The sequence below is a fragment of the Alsobacter sp. SYSU BS001988 genome (assembly GCF_054796215.1).
The window spans coordinates 157,639-176,163 of the sequence record NZ_JBTAMK010000005.1 but is presented as its reverse complement, the minus strand read 5'-3'; the positions used below and the strand labels follow the sequence as shown (position 1 = coordinate 176,163).

Sequence of the window (18,525 nt, the reverse complement as noted above, 5' to 3'; positions counted from 1 at the left end):
TCGTCGTCACGGTGGGCCAGGCTGCGAATTCATTTAAGCTTAAAATAATTTGGCTCGCAAGGCCTGCGGCCCGACGCTCACGGCCTTGCTCACAGGTCCAGGGCGAGCTGCGCGGGCCGGGTCGCGGAGGGGTAGTCGGGATCGGGCGAAAGCCCGTTCAGGAAGGCGTTCGCCTCCCGGGCGATCTGGAGGCGGCGGGCCGCCGGCATGGCGTCGAGCGTGCGATAGGGCATGCCCAGGCGCGGATTGCGGCCGAGCGCGGCGCGGTTCTCCAGCAGGAAGTGCCAGTAGAGCAGGTTGAACGGACAGGCGCCGGGGCCGGTCTTCACCTTGGGGTCGTAGCGGCAGCCGGCGCAGTAGTCCGACATGCGGTCGATATAGGCTCCCGACGCCGCATAGGGCTTGGAGGCGAGCAGGCCGCCGTCGGCGAACAGCGCCATGCCGTGGGTGTTGGGCAGTTCGACCCACTCATACGCGTCGGCGTAGACCGCCAGATACCATTCCTCCACCTGGCTGGGCGCGATCCCGGCCAGGAGGGCGAAGGTTCCCGTCACCATCAGGCGTTGGATGTGGTGCGCATAGGCGTGGCGGCGCGTGTCCGCGACCACCTGGGCGACGCAGTTCATCTCCGTCTCGCCGGACCAGTAGAACCAGGGCAGCGGCCGGGACGCGCCCAGCGCGTTGGTCGCCGCATAGTCGGGCATGCGCAGCCAGTAGACGCCCCGGACATATTCGCGCCACCCGAGGATCTGGCGGATGAAGCCCTCCGCCGCGTTCAGCTCCACCCGCCCGGCCTTCCAGGCGCGCTCGGCCGCGACGCAGACCTCGCGCGGCGTGAGCAGGCCGCAGTTCAGCGAGGTCGAGACGAGGGCGTGGTAGAGGAAGGGCTCGCCCGATTTCATCGCGTCCTGGTAGTCGCCGAAGCGGGGCAGGGCGTCCGCGATGAAATGCGCCAGCGCCTCGAGCGCTTCGGAGCGGGTCACCGGCCAGCCGAAGGCGTCGAGATCGCCGAAATGGCCTGAGAAGCGCTCGGCCACCAGGGCGATGACCTCGCGCGTGATCGCGTCCGGCTCGAAGCGAAGCCGGGGCGGGGTCTGGGCGCCGGCGGGCAGCGACTTGCGGTTCTCGCGGTCGAAGTTCCAGCGGTCCCCGGCCGGCTCGTCGTTCTCCATGAGCAGGCCGGTCTCCCGCCGCATCTCGCGGTAGAAGAACTCCATGCGGTAGGAGCGCCGGTCGGCGGCCCAGCGGGCGAAGCGCCCGCGCGTGCAGAAGAAGCGGTCGTCTTCGCGGATCTCGACAGGGACGCCCAGGCTGGCGGACCAGTCCCGCATCATCTCCCAGACGCGCCATTCGCCGGGCTCGGTCAGGACCACGCGGTCCGGCGCATGCCGCTGGACCGCGCGGGCGAGCTCGCCGCCGAAGGAGCCGGCATTGGCCGGGTCGTCCAGCCGGACATAGTCGACCGCGATCCCATCCGCCGCCAGCTCGCGCGCGAAGTGGCGCATGGCCGACAGGATCAGCGCGATCTTCTGCTTGTGGTGGCCCACATAGGTCGTCTCTTCTGCGACCTCGACCATCAGGACCACGTCGGTTCCGGGATCGATGTCGACGAGAGACGCCAGATCGCGCGTGAGCTGGTCGCCCAGGACGAAACGCAGAGTTGTCATGCGGGATACAGGCTCATGGCGACCTCTCGCTGGCGCTTGCGATCTCGGGTGAGGCTCGGGCGCCGGCAAGGGGCGAAAGGTCGCAAGAGCTGCGGAAGGACCGATGTTCCTAGCGGACGCCGCCGCCATGTTCCCGCCGACGAGGCCGAAGGCCCGCGCGTGCGCGGGGCGGGGGTGCTAGGATCGGTTGCAACAACCGCTCCATTCCCCCCCGAGCAGGATGACCGCCGTGGCCGATCAACGCTATCACAAGGACCGTCTGGGCAACCGCAAGCTCGCTCCCGAGACGCTCATGCTGAGCTACGGGTTCGATCCGCGTCTCTCGGAAGGGGCGGTGAAGCCGCCGGTGTTCCTGACCTCGACCTTCGTGTTCTCCTCGGCCGAGCACGGCAAGGAGTTCTTCGACTATGTGTCGGGGCGCAAGCCCCTGCCGGCGGGCGAGAGCGCGGGACTCGTCTACTCCCGCTTCAACCATCCGAACGCCGAGATCGTCGAGGACCGGCTGTCCGTCTTCGAGGGCGCCGAGGCGGCGCTCCTGTTCTCGTCGGGCATGTCGGCCATCGCCACGACCCTGCTGGCGCATTGCCGGCCGGGCGACGTGATCCTGCACTCGCAGCCGCTCTATGGCGGCACCGAGACGCTGATCGCCAAGACACTGTCCAATTTCGGCATGAAGTCGCACGCCCTTCCGGACGGAGTGGACGAGGCCGTGATGCGCCAGGCGGCCGAGGACGCCATGGCGATGGGGCCGGTCTCGATGATCTTCATCGAGACGCCGTCCAACCCGCTCAACTCCCTGGTCGACATCGCCGCGATCCGGCGGGTGGCCGAAGCCATCGGGGCCCGGCAGGGCCGGCGTCCGCTGATCGCCTGCGACAACACGCTGCTCGGGCCGGTCTACCAGCAGCCGCTGCTGCATGGCGCGGACCTGTCGGTCTACTCGCTGACGAAATATGTCGGCGGCCATTCCGACCTCATCGCCGGGGCGACGCTGGGCTCGGCCGAGCACATGCGCCCCATCCGGCTGCTGCGGTCCGCGATCGGCACCCAGCTCGATCCGCATTCGTGCTGGATGCTGGGCCGCTCGCTGGAGACGCTGGTGATCCGGCTTGCGGCGGCCAACCGCAACGCCCGGACGGTCGCGGACTTCCTCGCCGCGCATCCCAGCGTGAGCTCCGTGTTCTATCTGGGCTTCCTGCCGGAGGGCTCGCCCGAGCGGCGGACCTATGAGGCGCAGTGCCAGGCGCCGGGCTCCACCTTCTCGTTCGACGTCCGGGGCGGCGAAGCGGAGGCGTTCCGGGTGCTGAACGCGCTGCAGATCGTCAAGCTCGCGGTCAGCCTGGGGGGCACCGAGTCGCTGGCCTGCCACCCCGCGTCGACCACCCATTCGGGCGTGCCCAAGGAGGTCCGCGACCGGCTGGGCGTGAGCGACGCGACCATCCGGGTGTCGATCGGCATCGAGAACGCGGACGACCTCGTCGCCGACCTGGCGCAGGCGCTGGACGCGATGAGACCGCCGGCCTGAGCCGGCCGGTCAGCGCTTCAGGGCGGCCTCGCGCGGGCGCTCGTCGATGTAGCGCTCGGGATCCGACAGCGCCTTGCGCGGCTCGCCATAAGCCGAGCGCAGGCGCAGCACCGTCTTCATGCCTTCCCGGTCGATCCTGAGGTCGCGGTAGATGCCGGACGCCGGATCGAGCAGGGCCGCATAGGCCTTCTCGGCCGGCGGACCCTGCATGGCCTTCATGCGGTCGGTCAGGATGCGGATCGCCTCGGCCTTGTTGGCCGGCTCCGCAAGCCAGGCCACGGAGGCATGGAAGCCGGAGATGAAGCTCTGCAGCCGAGGCGCGCCGTCCGCCAGGGCGCTGCGCCGCACCGCGCCGACGATGCCCTGATAGGGACCGACGGCGTCGCGGCCGCGCATCAGGCGCCTGAAGCCCTTCGCCTCCGCGGCGAGGTCGAGGGGCGTGTTGAGCAGGGTGGCGGCCTGCTCGTTCTTCAGAAGCGCCTCGAGCCGCTGGGCTCCGCCGCCCACCTTCACCCATTGGACGTCGCCCTCGGCGAGGCCGTTTCGCGCCAGCGCGTCGCGCAGCACGAAGGCGAAGCCGGTGGTCATGGCGTCGACCGAGATGGCCTTGCCCTTGAGGTCGGCGATCCGGCTGACGCCCGGCTCGGCCATGATGCTGAGAAGGCCGTTGTCCACGCCGAACACGGCCACGAAGTCGGCGGGGCCGCCGAGATCCGTCTCGCCCTGGCCCTCGTCATAGGCGACGAGGTTGTCGACGGCGGTGAGCGCCAGGTCGTAGCGCCCGGCGTGGAGGTTCTTCGCCATCTCCACCGAGTTCGGCGTGATCTCCAGCGTCGGCTCCAGGCCGGCGGCCTTGAAGAACCCCTTCTCCTGTCCCACCCAGAAGGGCCAGTTGGAGGCCCCCGCGAAGGCGACGACGCGGAACGGCTCGGCCGCCGCGGGACGGAGGGGCAGGGCGCAGGCGAGCGCCATGAGTGCGCCGGCGAAGGCGCGGCGCATCAGGGCGAGCGGTCCTTGCGAGAGCATGGGGAACTCCCGGGTCAGTTGCTGGCCGTGCCATGGATGACGGGCAGGAACACGTCCTTGAAGCTTGCGGGCGTGTTCTTGAGGCCGCCATGCCGGCTCATGAAGTCGGACACCGTCTTCACGCCATGGACCTCCACGCCGAAGTCGTCTGGCATGGCCTTCAGCATCGCGGCCACCTTGGCCACGTCCATGGTCTTGGACGGCTCGACCTTCAGGTAGATCTCGGCGGCCTTCTCCGGCTGCTCCCGGATCATGGCCGTGGCTTCCGCGATGGCCTTGACCATGACCTCCGGCATCTTCGGATTGGCGTCGATCCAACGCTTGGCGGCGCCCAGCGCCAGAAAGGTGGAGCGCCCGCCATAGGCGTCCTCGGAGGTCGCGATCGGCTTGGCCTTGCCGCTGGCGAGCACGATCTGGGTGAAGGGCGGCGACGAGAAATAGGCCTTCACCTCGGTGCCGGCGCTCAGCATGGCGGCCACGGCCTCGGGGTGCGGCAGGCCGACGACCTGGTTCTTCAGCTTGTCCTGCTGGCCCGGCCCGAACTTCTTCTCCGAGATCATCTGCAGCGCGTACATCTGCGGCGAGACGATCGCCGGCATGGCGATCTTGTCGGTCGGGGCGAGGTCGCCGATGTCCTTTGCGCCCTCCTTGTTGGAGAGCAGCACCAGCGGGCTGGAATTCACGCCCGCGATCCCGAACACCTGGGAGGGCGTGTTGCGGGCCTTGTCCCAGGCGATCAGCATGGCCGGGACGCCGTAGACGCCCATGTCGACCGAGCCGGAGAGGACCGCGTCCTGCATGGCGGCCGAGCCGGAGAACCGCTGATAGGTCGCCTTGACGTCGAGGCCGGCGGCCTTGGCGTGCTTCTCCACGAGATCCAGCTCGTCGACGATGAACATCGGCAGGAAGCCGACGCCGAAGCCGATCCCGATCTTGGTCTCGGTCTGGGCCGCGGCGGGGCCGCAGGCCATGAGCGCGGCGACGACGGCGCCCGCCAACAAGGCTTTGTGGATCATGACGTCCTCCCCAGGACCGGTTCGAAGGCGCGCTTTCCGCGCGCGGTCATTTGGGCAGCGGCATCGCCAGGAGGGCGATCACCGGCCGGTTGGTCTTGTTCTTCAGGGCGCGGGCTTCGCCCGGCGCGATGCGGCAGGAATCCATCGGGCGCAGGACGGTCTCGCCGTCGGGCGTCTCGACGGTGAGCTCCCCCTCGACGACGACGTAGAACTTCTCGGACGGGGACGCGCTCAGGCTGGTGTGGCCGCCGGGCAGGATCTGCGACATGCCGAGCCAGAGCGTGTCGGACGGCCCGGCGTCCCTGCCCTGGAGCATGAGGCAGCGCATGTCGAAATGCTCGGGCGGATGATAGGCCGGGGCCTCGTCGAAGCGGGTCAGGTGCATGGTCAGGCCCTGGGATCGAGGATGATGCGGTCGCGGGAGGAGCCGAGCACGGCCACATAGGCGCGCGCCGCCTCCCGCAGCGGGTAAATGGCGGAGGGCTGGATCGGGAAGGGCCGGAGCGCCCCGTCGGCGAAGCCGGGCGCCAGCTCGCGCAGCACGTCGGCGGTCTCGACCGAGGAGAGCGCCAGCGTGTCGATGCCCACATAGGTGTGCCGGCCGCGGTAGAACTCGAAGATGTTGAACTCCACGATCCGGTTCACGGCCGAGATCAGGATCTGGCGCCCCAGCTTGGCGGTCGAGCGATGGGCGTCCTGGTAATAGGGGTCGCCGACCGTGTTGAAGACGATCGCGGCGCCGTTTCCGTCGGTCAGCTCGCGCACCCGCGCGGCGACGTCGCCGGCCGACGAATCGATCACCTCGACCGGCCCGCTGGCGTGGCCCGCATAGGGCTCCGACTTGCGGACGACTCCGATGACCCGCGCGCCGCGCCACGTCGCGATCTGGGCGGCGGCCTGGCCGACCTTGCCGTTCAGCCCCATGACGAGCACGACCTCGCCGGGCTTGGGCATGCCCGCCCGGCGGTAGCCTTCCAGGGCCGTCACGAAGGGCACGCCGATCCCGGCGGCCTCCTGCAGGGAGACGCCGGCCGGCTTGCGGACGACCGCGTCGGCCTCGACGACCAGATGGCTCGCATGGGCCCCGTCGCGCCTGATGCCGAGATCGCCGGACGACCCGAACACCTCCGCGCCGAGCAGGCCCGCCGGGCCCTCGACCACGACGCCGGCGAAATCCCGCCCGGGCGTGCGCGGGAAGACCGCATAGGGCATCATCCCGATCGCCGCCTTGACGTCGGACGGATTCACCGCCGCGGCCCGGACCTCGACCAGCACGTCTCCCGGACCGGGCGCGAGCCGGCGCTGCTCGATCCGCGGCGCCACGCTTTCGGCGTCGGGGGCCTTGGCGTCGAGCCGCAGGACCGTGGCGAGGACGCCGTCATCCGTCCCGACGGTCACGCCGGGCTCCTGTCGCGCAGGCCGATGATGCGGCGCGCTTCGTCGGGGGTGGCGATCTGCGCCCCGAGATCCTCCACGATGCGGCGGGCCTTCTCGACCATGGCCGCGTTGGTCTCGGCCAGGACGCCGCGATCCAGATAGACGCCGTCCTCAAGCCCCACCCGGACATGGCCGCCCGCCAGATAGGACTGCGCCACGGACGGAAACACGTGGCGGCCGATCCCGATGGCGGTGAAGAGCGCGTCCGCCGGCAGCAGGTTGCGGGCATAGATCACCGTCTCGGGAGTGGGCTGGAAGCCGTATTTCACCCCCATCACGAAGGAGGTCAGGGCGGGGCCGGTCAGCGTGCCGTCCTTGAGCAGGTCGTGCATCATCGCGATGTCGCCGGAATCGAACAGCTCGATCTCCGGCTTGGAGCCGGCTTCGGCCATGATCCTGGCCATGCGCCGCACATTGCCGGGCGTGTTGATGACGACCTGGCCGCCGGAATTCATGGTGTTGAGGTCGAGCGTGCAGATCTCCGGGCGCAGCGCGCGGATGTGTTCGACGCGCTTCTCCGGGTTCATCAGCGTGGTGCCGGGGGCCGCGACGCTGGGCTCGTCCTGCGAGGGGACGAAGCGTCCGCCGGGCCCGGTCGTGATGTTGAGGATCAGGGCCGGGTTCTTGCGCCGGATCCGGTCGACCACGTCCTGGTAGTAGCCGATCTCCATCGAGGGCTGGCCCGTCGCCGGATCGCGCACATGGATATGGGCGATGGCGGCGCCCGCCTCCGCCGCGCCCAGGCAGGCGTCGGCGATCTGTTCGGGCGTGATCGGAAGATGCGGGGTCTGCTCGGGCCGGGTCAGGTTTCCGGTGACCGCGCAGGTGATGAAGATCTTGCCCAGGGGCTCGCGCATGATGTGTCTCGTCGGATCAGAGCGACCGGCCGCCATCGACCACCAGGGTCGAGCCGGTGGAGAAGGTGAGGTGGGTCGCGCAGGCCAGGATGGCGGCGGCCACGTCCATGGCTGTCGCCACGCGCCTGAGCGGGGTCGACGCCGCCGTCCTGGCGTTGAACTCGGCGCCGCGCCCGGGCACGAAGCCGGTGTCGACCACGCCCGGCGAGACGCCGAGCACCCGGATCTCGGGCGCGAGCGCCCGCCCGAGGGACTTGGTCATCACGTCGATCCCGGCCTTCGTCGCCGAATAGGCGATGCTGGAGCCGGCCCCGTTCACGCCCGCGATGGACGACACCGAGACGATGAGCCCGTCGCCGCTGGCCTTCAGAAGGGGCGCGAAAGCGCGGATCGCGGCGAACTGCCCGCGCCAGTTGACCTGGAACATGCGGTCGATGAGGTCGTCGTCGAGCGCGTCGAGATCGGCATGCGCCACCGGCTTGGTGAAGCCGGCGCTGTTGACGAGGATGTCGCAGCGGCCATAGCGCTGCGCCACGGCGTCGCGCAGCGCGTTGAGGGTGGCGGTGTCGGCGACGTCGGCCGGCGAAGCCGCGTGTCCGGAGCCGGCGAGCTCCGCCACGATCCGGGCGGCCTGTTCGGCCTTGTCGGCGCCGGGACGGTGGGTGATCACGACCCGCGCGCCGGCCCTGGCGAAGAGCTCGGCGGTGGCCTTGCCGATGCCTCCCGCGCCGCCCACCACGACGGCGACCTTGTCGGAAAGAGATGCGGGCGGGGCGGGGGGAACGGTCATTCGATTGAGCCTGCGTGGAGAGAGGTCACTTGATCGGCGGCTTGGGGAGGACCGCCTCGCCCGGCTCCATGACGAAGGCGTAGTCCAGGCTGAACCAAGGCCCCTCCACGCCGGGCTCCGGCGCATCGCCCTCGTGGCGGCGGAAATCGCCGATCAGATGTCGCGTCACGCCGAACACGACGTCGGATTCGAGGTGCTCGTCGTCGTCGACGAAGACCTGGGTGATCAGGGTCTTGTAGCCGGGCTTGAAGGCGAGCACGTGCAGGTGGGCCGGGCGGTAGGGATGGCGCAGCTGGGCGCGCAGCAACTCGCCGAAGGGGCCGTCGGTGGGCACCGGATAGCCGGCGGGCTTGACCGAGCGGAAGCCGAAGCGGCCCTGCTCGTCGGTCGTGAACTTGCCGCGCAGGTTCATGTCCGCCTGCGTGTCGTCCTGGTTGTCGTAGAAGCCGAGCGGGCTGGAGTGCCAGACGTCCACCTCGACGCCGGAGAGCGGCCGGCCGGCCGGATCCGACACGGTGCACCGCGCGAAGAGCGGCGGCCCCGGCGTGGGCGAACGCACGATCGAGGCGCCATTCTCGGTGCGCGGCGAGTTGGCGCGCCAGAACGGCCCGAGCAGCGCCGAGGCGGTCTCGGTCGCCCCGTTCCGCCCATTGTTGAGCAGGCAGACCAGGGTGGAGAAGCCGACGCCGTCGGAGAACAGGACCGCCTCGTTGTGGTGGTCGTTGGTCGCCTGTCCGATCCGGTTGAGGTAGTCGATCCCCCTCTCGAACTCGGCCTCGGTGAGCGAGACCTCGCGGGCGAAGGCGTGCATGTGCTTGACGAAGCTCGCCATAATGGCGCGCAGGCGCGCGTCGGGCGTCCGGGACATGGCGGCCAGCACTGCGTCGGTGACGCCGGCTTCGTTTTCGATCATTGCTCCTCCCCGAGCGTTGGTCGTAAACTTTGCAATCGATTGCAGGTCTGTCAACGGCCAAGACCTGAACCGGGAGAGAGGGCGAGGGGCCAGGCGTGAGCGATACGGGGCGGCAATCGCCGACATTGCAGTCGGTGGCGGACCTGGCGGGCGTGCATCGCTCGACGGCCTCGCGCGCCCTCAACCCCGCGACGAGCCACATGCTGGCCGCCGACGTGGTCGAGCGCATCCGCCTCGCGGCGAGCAGCCTGGGCTACCGCCGCGACGCGCTCGCGGCCGGGCTGCGGACGGGCCGCTCGCGGCTGGTGGGCGTGGTGGTGCCGGACATCGCCAACCCGGTGTTCGGCCCGATCCTGCGGGGAATAGAATCGGCGCTGTCGGAGCAGGGCCATTCGGTGCTGGTGGCCAACGCCGGGCAGGAGGAGGACGGGCAGGCGGCCATCGTCGAGGAGTTCATCGGCCGGCGCGTGGACGGGCTGATCCTGGCCACGGCGCGCCGCGACGATCCGGTGCTCAGCCTGTGCCTCGCGGCCGGCGTGCCCACGGTGCTGGTCAACCGACTGGAGCAGGGCGGGCGCGTCTCGGCCGTCGTGTCCGACGACCGGGCCGGCATGCGCATGGCCGTCGCGCATCTGGTCGGCCTGGGACATCGGCGAATCGGCCACCTGGCGGGGCCGCAGCATCTCTCCACCGGGCTGCTGCGGCGGGAGGGTTTCGGGCAGGGGATGGCCGAGGCGGGCCTGCCGCCCGGCCCCGTCGAGGTGGCGTCCGCCTATACGCGGGAGGCCGGCGAGCAGGCCGCCGCCGCGCTGCTGCGACGGGCCGACCTCACCGCCCTCGTGGCGGCCAACGATCTCCTGGCGCTCGGCGCCTATCGGGCGGCCGAGGCGCTCGGCCTCCGGCGGCCCGGGGACCTGTCCATCGTCGGGCACAACGACATGCCGCTCGTCGACATGGTGGAGCCGCCGCTGACGACCGTGCGCATCCGGCACCAGGAGATGGGGCTGGAGGCCGCGCGGCTCCTCCTGCGCGAGATCGCCGAGCGGGGCCGCGCGCCGTCGCTGGTCGTGACCGAGCCCCTGCTGATCGTGCGCGGATCCACGGCCGCGCCCGTCCCGATGCGCTGACGGGGCGCGGGCGGGCAGCTTGAGCTCACCTGTTGCCGGAAGGACTCACCCCTGGCAGGATCACCGACTTAGGTGAAATCCCGGATAGCGGCGCGCCTTCCGCCCAAGCACTCTTGTTGCGCTGCAACTTGGGGGTGGGGTCACATGGGGGCGCTCCGGAGAGCTTCGCCGCTGATCACGGGCTGCGTGGTCAGCCTCTTCATCGGCGTCCAGGGCGCGTCGGCCCAGCCGCGGCATTCGCCGTCCCACCGGCCCTCCGCCGCCGAGACCACCGCATCGGCGGCGCTCGTGAGTTCGGGGGCCGCGATGACGGTCGGCAAGACGGCGCCGGCCCCGCGCGCCTTCTACCCCTTCTGCGAGAGGTCGCCCGCCGAGTGCCAGCCCGCCGGCGACGTCGCCGCCTTCCCGGCCGGGCCGGAGCGCATGGCCGAACTCGTCGCCGTGAACGACGAGGTGAACGCCTCGATCGCGCAGGTGACCGACCTCGAGCATTTCGGCGTCTCGGATCTCTGGACGCTGCCGACCGACGGCTCGGGCGACTGCGAGGACATCGCGCTGCTGAAGCGCCGCAAGCTGATCGACAAGGGGTGGCCGTCGGGCCGCCTGCTCATGTCCGCGGTGCTGGACCAGCAGGGCGAGGGCCATGCGGTGCTGGTGGCGGTGACGGACCAGGGCGACGTCGTGCTCGACAACAAGCGCGACGACGTGCGGCCCTGGAAGCGCACGGGCTACTTCTTCCTCACCCGCCAGTCCCAGTCGTCGCCCATGAAGTGGGTCTACACGGCGCCGCAGAGCCAGATCCTGATCGCCATGCGGCGCGCCGCGGCGCCGCTCGGCTCCAAGCCCAGCGCGCCCCTGCGCTGAGCGGGGGCCCGGCCGGCGCGGCTCCGGTCAGAGCGCCGCGCGCAGCCGGGCGAAGCCGGCGTCGAGGTCGGCCTTGAGGTCGTCCAGGTCCTCCAGCCCGATATGGAAGCGCAGCGCCGGGCCGGACGGCCGCCACTGCGTGGCGGTGCGGTAGGACGAGCAGTCGAACGGAACCACGAGGCTCTCGAAGCCGCCCCAGCTGAAGCCCATGCCGAACAGCTGGAGGTCGTCCAGCATGGCGGCCAGAGCCCGATCCGAGGCGGGCTTGAGGATGATCGAGAACAGGCCGGACGAGCCCAGATAGTCCCGCTTCCAGATCTCGTGGCCCGGGCAGGTCTCCAGCGCGGGATGCAGCACCTGCTCCACCTCCGGCCGGTCCCGCAGCCAGCGCGCCATCTCGAGCGCCTGCTTCTCGTGCTCCCTGAGGCGCAGCTCCATGGTGCGCAGGCCGCGCAGCCCGAGGAAGACGTCCTCGGGGCCGGCGCAGGGGGCGATCAGGTCGAACATGCGCCTGACATGCGGAAACCACTTTTCGTTGGCCGAGACCATGCCGAGGAGAAGGTCCGAACCGCCCGACAGGTACTTCGTGCCCGCCTCGATGGCGATGTCCACGCCCCTGGCGTGCGGCCGGAAGAACAGCGGCGTCGCCCAGGTGTTGTCCATGACGACGCAGATGTCGCGCCGGTGCGCCGCCTCGGCGATGGCCGGGACGTCCTGCATCTCGAAGGACTGCGAGCCGGGCGACTCGGTCAGCACCGCCGCCGTGTTCGGCTTGAAGAGCCGCTCGATGTCAGCGCCGATGGCGGGGTCGTAATAGGTCGTCTCGACGCCGTAGCGGGCCAGGAACCCGTTGCAGAAGGTCCGGGCCGGCTGATAGGCCGAATCCGTGACGAGCAGGTGGTCGCCCGCCTTGAGGCAGGACTGCAGGGCGATCGCCACTGCGGCGAGGCCGGAGGGCAGCAGCACGGTCCCGGCGGCGCCGGCGAGATCGCTCCAGGCGGTTTCGAGCGCCTCGATCGTGGGCGTGCCCTTCGTGCCGTAGGAGAACCGGCCCCGGCGGCTCCGGATGTCGTCGAAGGTGGGATAGAGCACCGTGGAGCCGCGGTAGATCGGCGTGTTGACGAAGCCGAACTGCTCGGAAGGGTCGCGCCCGGCGTGAACGAGGCGGGTCCGGGAGCCAAGACGCGCCTGGTCTTCGGGCGAGAGCTTCTTCATGCGGAAAGTCCATGGGCTGGTCGGAGGGCTTGGGCCGCAATGGGCCAGCGGCGGCGTCGTCCGTCAAGTCCCGCCACCCGTTCGACGGCGGCCGGACCCCTCGTCCGGGGATCGGCGGGACGGCGCCTGTTAAGCCCTTGACCGCTCGCCGAAAGTCAAATGAGATGGGAACATGCCGGCCATGCGAGAACGTCGTATGAACGCATGCTGCGCCGCATACAGACCCCTGAACAGGGGCGATTAATCCGGAGTGGGAGCACTTTTCAGATGAGAACCAATCTCTTCGTATCGGCGGCGTTCGGCGCCGTCGCGGCGCTGGTCGCCGGATCGGCGTCAGCCGGTACATTGGACAACGTCAAGCAGAAGGGCTTTTTGCAGTGCGGCTCCAATACCGGCCTCGCCGGCTTCGGCCAGCCTGACGCCCAGGGCAACTGGACCGGCCTCGACGTCGAGTTCTGCCGCGCCATCGCGGCCGCCGTGCTCAACGACGCGACCAAGGTCAAGTTCGTGCCGCTCTCGGCCAAGGACCGGTTCACGGCGCTGCAGTCCGGAGAGGTGGACGTCCTCGTCCGCAACACGACCTGGACGATCTCGCGCGACACGTCGCTGGGCCTGAACTTCACCGGCGTCAACTACTATGACGGCCAGGGCTTCATGGTTCGCAAGAGCCTGAAGGTGGCCTCGGCGCTCGAGCTCAACGGCGCCTCGGTCTGCGTGCAGCAGGGCACCACGACCGAGCTGAACCTCGCCGACTATTTCCGCGCCAACAAGATCCAGCTGAAGTCGGTGACCTTCGCGAGCTCGGACGAGACGCTGAAGGCCTATGAGGCCGGCCGCTGCGACGCGTTCACGACCGACGCCTCGGGCCTCTACGCCGAGCGCCTGCGCCTCGCCCAGCCCGACGAGCACCTGGTGCTGCCGGAGATCATCTCCAAGGAGCCGCTCGGGCCGGCCGTCCGGCACGGCGACGACCAGTGGTTCGACATCGTGAAATGGGTCGGCTACGCCCAGCTCACGGCCGAGGAGCTCGGCGTCGACCAGAAGAACGTCGATGCGATGCTGAAGTCCGACAACCCGGACATCAAGCGTCTGCTCGGGACGGAAGGCAAGTTCGGCGAGGCGCTCGGCCTCAGCAACGATTGGGCCTACCGCGTCATCAAGCTCGTCGGCAATTACGGCGAGAGCTTCGAGCGCACCGTCGGCCAGGGTTCGCCCCTGAAGATCAAGCGCGGCCTTAACGCGCTGTGGAACAAGGGCGGCCTGCAATACGCTCCGCCGATCCGCTGATCTGAGACGGGCGGGGCGCGGATCAACCGCGCTCCGCCATCGATAGCCGCAGGTGGAACGACGCTTGCTTCAGGCTATCGCGAGTGGGGAACAGGGTCATGTCAACGGGTCAAGTCGAGGTCGCTCCCGGGCGGCCGAAAGTGTCGCCTCTGTACGACCCGCGTGTTCGCAGCGTCGTGTTCCAGCTTCTCCTGTGCCTGTTCGTCGCCTTCCTGGTCTGGGTGGCGGCCAGCAACGCCATGGAGAACCTGCGACGGCAGAACATCGCGACCGGCCTCGGCTTCTGGCGCAACCTCGCCGGATTCCCGATCAGCCAGTCGATGATCGATTATTCCGAGCGCTACAGCACCTATGGCCAGGCCTTCTGGGTCGGCCTGATCAACACGCTGCTGGTCGCCGGCGTGGGCATCGTCCTGGCGACGCTCCTCGGCTTCACCATGGGCGTGGCCCGGCTGTCCAAGAACATCCTCGTCTCGGGCGTGGCCCGTTGGTATGTCGAGATCGTCCGCAACCTGCCGCTGCTGCTGCAGCTGCTTTTCTGGTACAACGCCGTCCTCAAGGCCCTGCCGAGCGTGCGCGACAGCGCCCAGCTCCCCTTCGGGATCTTCCTCAACAATCGCGGCATGTTCTCGCCCCGGCCGGACCCTGAGCCGGCCTTCGACTTCGTCTGGCTGTCGCTGGCGGTCGGCGTGGCGGGGGCGATCGCCTACCGGATCTGGGCCCGCAAGCGCCAGGAGAAGACCGGCCAGCAGGCGCCCGTGGGCCGGGTGACGCTCGGCCTGGTCATCGGGCTCCCGCTCGTCGTTTTCTTCCTCTCGGGACGCCCGCTCACCTTCGACTATCCCCAGGCGACCCGGTTCAACATCGCCGGCGGCATGGTGATCCAGCCTGAATTCCTGGCGCTGCTCTTCGGCCTGACGATCTACACCGGCGCCTTCATCACCGAGGTGGTCCGGGCGGGCATCCTCGCGGTCTCGCACGGCCAGACCGAGGCCGCCTTTGCGCTGGGCCTGAAGCCGCGGACCACCACCAAGCTGATCATCATCCCGCAGGCCATGCGGGTGATCATCCCGCCGCTGACAAGCCAGTATCTGAACCTGACCAAAAACTCGTCGCTTGCGGTTTTCGTGGGCTACCCCGACCTCGCCAACGTGTTCACCGGCACGGTGCTGAACCAGACCGGTCAGGCCATCGAGGTCGTGGGCATCACCATGCTGGTCTACCTCACGATCAGCCTGGGGACCTCCTTCGTGATGAACATCTACAATCGCCGCAAGATGCTGGTCGAACGGTGAGGAGCAGACCATGACCGCCACCGACGCGACCGCCTTTCCGGCGCCGTCCGGCGCCCCCGCCGGCAAGGCCGCAGGGCCCGCCTTCGTCAGCGGCTCGACGCTGGCTCCGTCGCCGCCGCCGTCGACGGTGGTCGGCCCGCGGGCGTGGATGCGCGAGCATCTGTTCACCGGGCCGGTGAACATCGCGCTCACCATCGTCATCGCGCTCATGCTGGCGTGGCTGATCCCGCCCTTCATCCGCTTCGTGCTCATCGACGCGGTGTGGTCGGGCGCCAACCGCGACGTCTGCATCTACACGCCGGAGCGCACCGCGGTCGGGGCCTGCTGGGCCTTCATCTGGGATCGCGCGGCCTATTTCACCTACGGGTCCTACCCGGTCTCCGAGCGGTGGCGCGTCAACGTGTTCTTCGCGCTGCTCGCCATCGGCGTCGTGTGGCTCTTGAACCTGAAGGCGCCGCGCCGCGACCTCGGCGCCCTCTATTTCTTCATCGTGCTGCCGATCCTGTCCTTCATCCTCCTCGTCGGCGTGCCGGCGTTCGGATTGCGGAAGGTCGAGACCAATCTCTGGGGCGGCATCCTGGTCACCATCGTGTGCTCGGCCGTGGGCATCGTGGTGTCGCTGCCGCTCGGGATCGTCCTGGCGCTGGGCCGCCGGTCGACCATGCCCGCGGCCAAGCTCTTCAGCGTCATCTTCATCGAATTCGTGCGCGGCGTTCCGCTCATCACGGTGCTGTTCATGGCCAGCGTGATGCTGCCGCTGTTCGTGCCGGACTACCTGCAGCCCGACAAGCTGCTGCGGGCGCTCGTCGGCATCGCGCTCTTCGCCGCCGCCTACATGGCCGAGGTGGTGCGCGCCGGCCTGCAGGCGCTCCCGCGCGGCCAGTACGAGGGCGCCATGGCGATGGGCCTGAGCTACTGGCAGATGATGGGCCTCGTGGTCCTTCCGCAGGCGCTGAAGATCACCATCCCCAACATCGTGAACACCTACATCGGGCTGTTCAAGGACACGACCCTCGTCGTCATCGTGGGCATTTTCGACTTCCTCAAGACGATCGAGGCGGCCCGCATCGATCCGACCTGGGGCGCGCCGACCGTCTCGGCGACGGGCTACCTGTACGCCGCCGTCTTCTACTTCATCTGCTGCTACCTGATGTCGCGTTACGCGCGGGGCGTGGAAGCCCGCCTGGCGCGCGCAGACAAACGGTAAGGGGGAACTCCATGTCGTCTGCCATCGCCGCCGCGCCGGCCAGCCTCAAGCCCGCTCAACTCAAGAACGAGACCGCGATCGAACTGATCGACATGAACAAGTGGTACGGCGAGTTCCACGTGCTGCGCGACATCAACCTCACCGTGAAGCGCGGCGAACGCGTGGTGGTGTGCGGGCCGTCCGGCTCCGGCAAGTCGACCATGATCCGCTGCATCAACCGGCTGGAGGAGCACCAGAAAGGCCGGATCATCGTCGACGGCATCGAACTCACCAACGACCTCAAGCGGATCGACGAGATCCGCCGCGAGGTGGGCATGGTCTTCCAGCACTTCAACCTGTTCCCGCACCTGACGATCCTCGAGAACTGCACCCTCGCGCCGATCTGGGTCAAGAAGATGCCCAAGAAGGACGCCGAGGAGGTCGCGATGCACTATCTGCGTCGCGTCAAGATCCCCGAGCAGGCCAACAAATATCCCGGCCAGCTTTCGGGCGGCCAGCAGCAGCGCGTGGCCATCGCCCGCTCGCTGTGCATGAGCCCCAAGATCATGCTGTTCGACGAGCCCACCTCCGCCCTCGATCCCGAGATGGTCAAGGAGGTGCTCGACACCATGGTGACGCTCGCCATGGAGGGCATGACGATGATCTGCGTGACCCACGAGATGGGTTTCGCCCGGCAGGTCGCCAACCGGGTCATCTTCATGGACGCCGGGCAGATCGTCGAGATGAACACGCCCGACGAGTTCTTCCGGAACCCGCAGCACGAGCGCACCAAGCTCTTCCTCAGCCAGATCCTGCACTGAGCCGCGGGCGGGAGGCGCAGCCTTGCGGGCCGCCGCCGCTCTCCTGGGCATCGGGCTCTTGATGCTGGCCGGCGTGCTCGCCAGCATCGGCTGGCGCCATGGCCGGGCCGCGGTCGGGCCCGTGCTGGCCGGCGCGGTGGTGTCCTTCGCGGCCTTTCTGTGGGTCGATTGCCGGCAGTGCCAGGCCGGCGCGCTCTATGTGGGGGCGCTGGCCTCGCTGCCCTTCTTCGCGGTGGGCTGGATCGCGCTCGGGCTGGACCCCTACGGCCTGTCGCCGCCGGCCCGCGCGGCCGTGAGCGCCGCGTCGCTGTTCACGATCCTCTGGTCGGCCTTGATCACGGCGACGGCCACCTTCGGAGGCGCGTGCCCCTGCCGCGCGCTGGGCTGGGGCGATCCGGTCGCGCCCTTGCGGGCCGTCGGGACCGACCGGCTGGTCGGTCCGCTCCTTCTGGCGGCGAGCGCCGTGACGTTGCTGCTCGCCGGGCGCGCCGCCCGGCGCTTCGCAAGCCGAGGCGCCTAGAGCATGCCGTGTTTCGACGGAAACACGGCATGCCCCGTTTCCTGATGGTCGCATGCTTTGGCGCGAAAAGCCGGTTTCCGCCTTTTCGCAGCATGCTCTAGCCTCGCTCAGCGCGGCGGCGCGTCCCCCGTGGCGACGGGGCAGTCGTCGCGGCCGCCCCATTCGGCCCAGGATCCGTCATAGACCGTCCGGGTCGGCACGCCGGCGCTGTTGAGCGCGAGCGTCAGGATCGCGGCCGAGACGCCGGACCCGCAGGTCGTGACGATGGGCTTTTGCAGATCCACCCCGGCCTTGGCGAAGGCGGCCCGGATCTCGTCCGGCGCTCGCAGCGTCCCGTTGGATTGCACCTCGGACCAGGGCACGTTCAGGCTGCCGGGCATATGGCCGGCCTTCAGACCCGGCCGCGGCTCGGGCGCGTCGCCGCGGAACCGGTCCGCCGCGCGGGCGTCGACGACCTGGTGCGAGCCGGACGCCAGCATGCGGGCGATGTCCTCGCGGGAGGCCACCGCGCCATGGTCGAAGCGGGGCGTGAAGGTCGCCGGGCGGCGGCGGGTCGGCTCGTCCGTCCAGGGGCGCCCCTCGGCCCGCCATTTCGGCGCTCCGCCTTCAAGCACGGCGACGTCGCGCGCCCCGAAGGCGCGCAGCATCCACCAGACGCGCGGGGCGGAGAACAGGCCCAGTCCGTCATAGACGACGATCCGCACGCCGTCGCCGATCCCCAGCGCGCCCACGGCCCGGGCGAACGGCTCGGGGCGCGGCAGCATGTGGGGCAGGGGGTCGTCGTGATCCGACACCTCGTCGATGTCGAGATGCACCGCGCCGGGGATATGGCCCGCCGCATGTTCGGCCTTGGCGTCGCGGTTCTGCGTCGGCAGGTACCAGGACGCGTCCACCACGACGAGGTCGGGCGCGCTCAGATGGTTTTCGAGCCACTCGGTCGTGACGAGGTCGGGATTGGCCGCCATGGGTGCGCCTGTTC

The 18,525-nt window shown here is 69.4% G+C and carries 18 protein-coding genes; 8 read left to right on the top strand and 10 right to left on the bottom strand.

The features are described from left to right. Window positions 1–89 precede the first annotated feature (89 nt). Window positions 90–1,667, bottom strand: coding sequence for a cryptochrome/photolyase family protein (locus ACYVO7_RS12415; protein ID WP_460450134.1), 1,578 nt, complete (start codon window positions 1,665–1,667; stop codon window positions 90–92). Between the two features lie 229 nt (window positions 1,668–1,896). On the opposite strand from ACYVO7_RS12415, the gene ACYVO7_RS12410 reads away from it, so the two are divergent. Next, a complete protein-coding gene (locus ACYVO7_RS12410) occupies window positions 1,897–3,192 on the top strand; it encodes a cystathionine gamma-synthase family protein (RefSeq protein WP_460450133.1) in 1,296 nt (431 codons plus the stop codon). 9 nt (window positions 3,193–3,201) lie between these two features. Here ACYVO7_RS12410 and ACYVO7_RS12405 read toward each other — a convergent pair whose 3' ends face one another. From ACYVO7_RS12405 to ACYVO7_RS12375, 7 genes are read right to left on the bottom strand one after another with little or no spacing between them, the layout of a single operon-like run. After that, window positions 3,202–4,218 (bottom strand): ABC transporter substrate-binding protein, encoded by a 1,017-nt coding sequence (locus ACYVO7_RS12405; RefSeq protein WP_460450132.1) that lies wholly within the window; start codon window positions 4,216–4,218, stop codon window positions 3,202–3,204. A gap of 14 nt (window positions 4,219–4,232) precedes the next feature. Continuing rightward, window positions 4,233–5,234 carry an ABC transporter substrate-binding protein gene (locus ACYVO7_RS12400; protein ID WP_460450131.1) on the bottom strand — a complete coding sequence of 334 codons (1,002 nt, stop codon included), beginning with the start codon at window positions 5,232–5,234 and terminating at the stop codon, window positions 4,233–4,235. Window positions 5,235–5,280: 46 nt separating this feature from the next. Then, complete coding sequence (locus tag ACYVO7_RS12395; RefSeq protein ID WP_460450130.1) at window positions 5,281–5,619, bottom strand: cupin domain-containing protein; 339 nt, start codon at window positions 5,617–5,619, stop codon at window positions 5,281–5,283. A 2-nt stretch (window positions 5,620–5,621) separates the two neighbouring features. Further along, window positions 5,622–6,632 (bottom strand): quinone oxidoreductase family protein, encoded by a 1,011-nt coding sequence (locus ACYVO7_RS12390; RefSeq protein WP_460450129.1) that lies wholly within the window; start codon window positions 6,630–6,632, stop codon window positions 5,622–5,624. Then, complete coding sequence (locus tag ACYVO7_RS12385) at window positions 6,629–7,528, bottom strand: beta-keto acid cleavage family enzyme (RefSeq protein ID WP_460450128.1); 900 nt, start codon at window positions 7,526–7,528, stop codon at window positions 6,629–6,631. Before ACYVO7_RS12385 ends, ACYVO7_RS12390 begins: the two co-directional genes overlap by 4 nt. A 16-nt stretch (window positions 7,529–7,544) precedes the next feature. Next, window positions 7,545–8,318, bottom strand: a complete 774-nt coding sequence (locus tag ACYVO7_RS12380) for an SDR family NAD(P)-dependent oxidoreductase (protein ID WP_460450127.1) — start codon at window positions 8,316–8,318, stop codon at window positions 7,545–7,547. A 25-nt stretch (window positions 8,319–8,343) separates the two neighbouring features. Next, entirely contained in the window at window positions 8,344–9,231 is an 888-nt protein-coding gene (locus ACYVO7_RS12375; RefSeq protein WP_460450126.1) for a dioxygenase family protein, read from the bottom strand. A gap of 95 nt (window positions 9,232–9,326) precedes the next feature. Here ACYVO7_RS12375 and ACYVO7_RS12370 point away from each other — a divergent pair, with 95 nt between their 5' ends. Both ACYVO7_RS12370 and ACYVO7_RS12365 read left to right on the top strand, forming a co-directional pair. After that, window positions 9,327–10,358, top strand: a complete 1,032-nt coding sequence (locus ACYVO7_RS12370; protein ID WP_460450125.1) for a LacI family DNA-binding transcriptional regulator — start codon at window positions 9,327–9,329, stop codon at window positions 10,356–10,358. 144 nt (window positions 10,359–10,502) lie between these two features. Beyond that, window positions 10,503–11,222, top strand: a complete 720-nt coding sequence (locus ACYVO7_RS12365) for a transglutaminase-like cysteine peptidase (RefSeq protein ID WP_460450124.1) — start codon at window positions 10,503–10,505, stop codon at window positions 11,220–11,222. A 27-nt stretch (window positions 11,223–11,249) separates the two neighbouring features. Here ACYVO7_RS12365 and metC read toward each other — a convergent pair whose 3' ends face one another. Beyond that, on the bottom strand, window positions 11,250–12,437 hold the full coding sequence (gene metC, locus ACYVO7_RS12360; RefSeq protein WP_460450123.1) for a cystathionine beta-lyase: 1,188 nt from the start codon (window positions 12,435–12,437) through the stop codon (window positions 11,250–11,252). Window positions 12,438–12,704: 267 nt separating this feature from the next. On the opposite strand from metC, the gene ACYVO7_RS12355 reads away from it, so the two are divergent. The 5 genes from ACYVO7_RS12355 to ACYVO7_RS12335 all read left to right on the top strand — a co-directional run bounded on the left by ACYVO7_RS12355 (window position 12,705) and on the right by ACYVO7_RS12335 (window position 17,546). After that, window positions 12,705–13,724 carry an amino acid ABC transporter substrate-binding protein gene (locus ACYVO7_RS12355; RefSeq protein WP_460450122.1) on the top strand — a complete coding sequence of 340 codons (1,020 nt, stop codon included), beginning with the start codon at window positions 12,705–12,707 and terminating at the stop codon, window positions 13,722–13,724. Between the two features lie 98 nt (window positions 13,725–13,822). Beyond that, complete coding sequence (locus ACYVO7_RS12350) at window positions 13,823–15,019, top strand: amino acid ABC transporter permease (RefSeq protein ID WP_460450121.1); 1,197 nt, start codon at window positions 13,823–13,825, stop codon at window positions 15,017–15,019. A 10-nt stretch (window positions 15,020–15,029) separates the two neighbouring features. Then, entirely contained in the window at window positions 15,030–16,226 is a 1,197-nt protein-coding gene (locus ACYVO7_RS12345; protein WP_460450120.1) for an amino acid ABC transporter permease, read from the top strand. Between the two features lie 11 nt (window positions 16,227–16,237). Next, window positions 16,238–17,026 carry an amino acid ABC transporter ATP-binding protein gene (locus tag ACYVO7_RS12340; protein WP_460450119.1) on the top strand — a complete coding sequence of 263 codons (789 nt, stop codon included), beginning with the start codon at window positions 16,238–16,240 and terminating at the stop codon, window positions 17,024–17,026. A 22-nt stretch (window positions 17,027–17,048) separates the two neighbouring features. Next, window positions 17,049–17,546: a hypothetical protein gene (locus tag ACYVO7_RS12335; protein WP_460450118.1), complete on the top strand. Its 498-nt coding sequence runs from the start codon at window positions 17,049–17,051 to the stop codon at window positions 17,544–17,546. Window positions 17,547–17,653: 107 nt separating this feature from the next. On the opposite strand, the gene sseA is transcribed toward ACYVO7_RS12335, so the two are convergent. Next, complete coding sequence (gene sseA / locus ACYVO7_RS12330; RefSeq protein WP_460450117.1) at window positions 17,654–18,511, bottom strand: 3-mercaptopyruvate sulfurtransferase; 858 nt, start codon at window positions 18,509–18,511, stop codon at window positions 17,654–17,656. Window positions 18,512–18,525: the final 14 nt, after the last annotated feature.